At 52.3% G+C, this 2,505-nt stretch carries 2 protein-coding genes; both read right to left on the reverse strand.

What is annotated here, in order from left to right; translation table 11 throughout:
- Positions 1 to 1,043: 1,043 nt before the first annotated feature.
- Positions 1,044 to 1,991: a hypothetical protein gene (locus BA066_07640; protein RDD52820.1), complete on the reverse strand. Its 948-nt coding sequence runs from the start codon at positions 1,989 to 1,991 to the stop codon at positions 1,044 to 1,046.
- Positions 1,992 to 2,220: 229 nt separating this feature from the next.
- Entirely contained in the window at positions 2,221 to 2,493 is a 273-nt protein-coding gene (locus tag BA066_07645; GenBank protein ID RDD52821.1) for a hypothetical protein, read from the reverse strand.
- Between the last annotated feature and the right edge of the window lie 12 nt (positions 2,494 to 2,505).

The following is a 2,505-nucleotide window of genomic DNA, read 5'->3' on the forward strand; positions in this document are numbered from 1 at the left end:
GGTGTGCGTGGTGGTGAGGGTGTTAGTGGGGGTGGTGCTGCGGGTGTGTGTGGAGTGTGGTGTCTGTTCACCACAGATTTGTGGTGTTGTGGGGGGTAGGAGTGCTCAGGGTTGATCGGCTCTCGGAGTGTTATCCACGGCTCGGAGTGTGTCTGTTGCGTATGCACCACAGATCTGTGGTGTTGGCTGTTTGAGGGCTTCGATGGGGAGAGTGATTGAGAGTTGCTGAGAGTTGTTTGGAGCATCATTCAGGCTCAGGCCCTGCGGCGGGGAGGTGCTTTGCGGGGTGAGGAGACTTCGAGAGATCTGCACTCAGAGCACCATAAAATTATGGTGAGCAGAGCAGGCATGCATACACCCCCGTAGCCCTCAGCAAAACTCATCAGGACTCCAGCCAGAGAAAGGCGCCCTGCACCTCGGCACCATAGATTTATGGTGCAGAAGAGTCTGCAGCACCGCTATGGATCCCCCCGCACCCCCCAGACAGAGAGGGTAAGAATGGTAAGGACCCTGAAGACCCTCTAAGGACCCTTCCCCCTACACCTAACACGCATAGCTTACCAGTATCTAAGGACCTATATATCTAAGGACTAGTTCTTAGATATCTAAGGACTTCTTATATATACAGCCATGAGGCATGGATATCCCGAGGTTATACGTATGAATGGAGTCTTGCGGCTCACGAATATCCCGAGGTTATACGTATGAATAGACATATTCATCCCGAGGTTATACGTATGAATAGCATGAGGGTATCAGAAACTTTCGGCTCTGCACTCCCAATATGCAGGGAATTGAGGATTCCACGGATCGTGCACTCCACGAATATTCCGAGGTTATACGTATTAATTGACTCCACGCTCAACTCTTCTAAGGTTTAGACAGAGCAAGGTTAGCCGTATGAATAGACGCCTTGGCTGATGATCGTGGCGAGGTTAGCCGTATGAGTTGAATAACCCCTCCAGAACTGTCTACTGCTACCCTTAGTTAGCTGAAGAACCCAGCCGAAACTGATATTAATGTAGCAGGAATAGAGAAGAATTCTACTCCTCTACAACCTCCTCCGAGTCCTCTACAGGCTCCCATCTGCTCGGGTCGTCTGGCCCTAGTAGGAGCAAATCTTCATCTGTTTGAGGTGTCTCCCCCCTTCTTACAGTCTCAGGTTTAGCTTCTGGTTTGGCTACTCCGACTACGGGTTTGGCTGCTCTCCCCATACCTGTACCAAGCCTGTCTAGGTCTCCCACCAAGGTTCTCAGAATACCCCTGTAGCCCTCGACATCATACTCCTCCACGTTTGCAGCAATCTTCAACCTGTCGAGAGCCTCCTCGACAGTAGCCCTATCCCCGTCTAAACGCTTCAGGAACGCTATTAGGAGCATCACTAGGTCCACGAAGTCCTTTCCTGGGCCGAAGACCATGTTGTCGGATCTCTCATAACCTCCCCCCTTCAGGTATTCCCAGACCCTGGACCCCAGGTAAGGCTTCAGAGGCCTCCCATCCTCCCCCCTATCAACACCTATAACAAGAGTCTCAAGTACTGCCTGCCTCAAGGTCTTCTTTCTGAGGTCCACCAGGATGATCCTCTTATTCTCCTTCCTGTTCCTGGTGTTGTAGTCCTCAACGAGATCCTCGACACCTCTCCTGAAGCCTGGAGCAGCGAAGAATATGAACGTCCTATACACAGTGTGGGGATCCCTAACCCTGCACTCCACAATCCTGGCCTCGGTGTCTTCGAGACGCTCCTCGAAGTGCTTCAACTGAAGAGGATACTCGAATGATACTCTCAGCACCACCTCAAGGTATTCGTCGTGATTGGGTGAGCCCCCCAGCCTGCCCGAGGGGTTAGGAATAGGCAGGCCCAGATACGTGAACCTTTTCCTCTCAGGGTCGAAGCGTTCAGGCTCCACTACTAGCTTCAGCTGCCTCTTCCTGGTCCTAGAAGAGTTGTAGAGTGCTACAGCCGATCTGAACGCCTCCCTAATACTCGACAAATCTCCGACTGCATCACTCAGAAGCGTAGAAACCCAGCTGTACGGAGGCCTGAACCAGCGGACTCCCCTGAGCCCCGCTGCTACCGCTGTATAACTTTCGTATACTTTGTACGAAACTCCGAAACTCTTATAAGTCTCGGAGCCTCTACTCATAACGATCCCCGTATCGGCCCCCCGATAGCCGTTTGGGTTACCCAGAGGTCTAACCGATGAAGGGTTCTCACCTCCTCTACGCAGTTGCTAAAACCTCCAGTATCTTCTGAGCTGCTGAGAGCTCTCTAGCTGCCTCCAGCAGTTTCTCCCTCTCCAAGACTACGAGCTTCGCCAGCCTGACGTAGAGGTCTACCTCCTTCACAAATCCTCTGCTCTCAGAGCTCCTCAAACCCTCTGACAGCACTATGAGGCCTACCGCTAGAGCTGTGTTCCTGACCCACTCATTCCTAAGCCCATACCTCTGGGCCAGGTATTCGACTAGCTCCTCAAGCTCCTTCCTAACCCTCACAGGCTTAGTCCT

This window comes from Candidatus Korarchaeota archaeon NZ13-K, assembly GCA_003344655.1.
Lineage (GTDB): Archaea > Korarchaeota > Korarchaeia > Korarchaeales > Korarchaeaceae > Korarchaeum.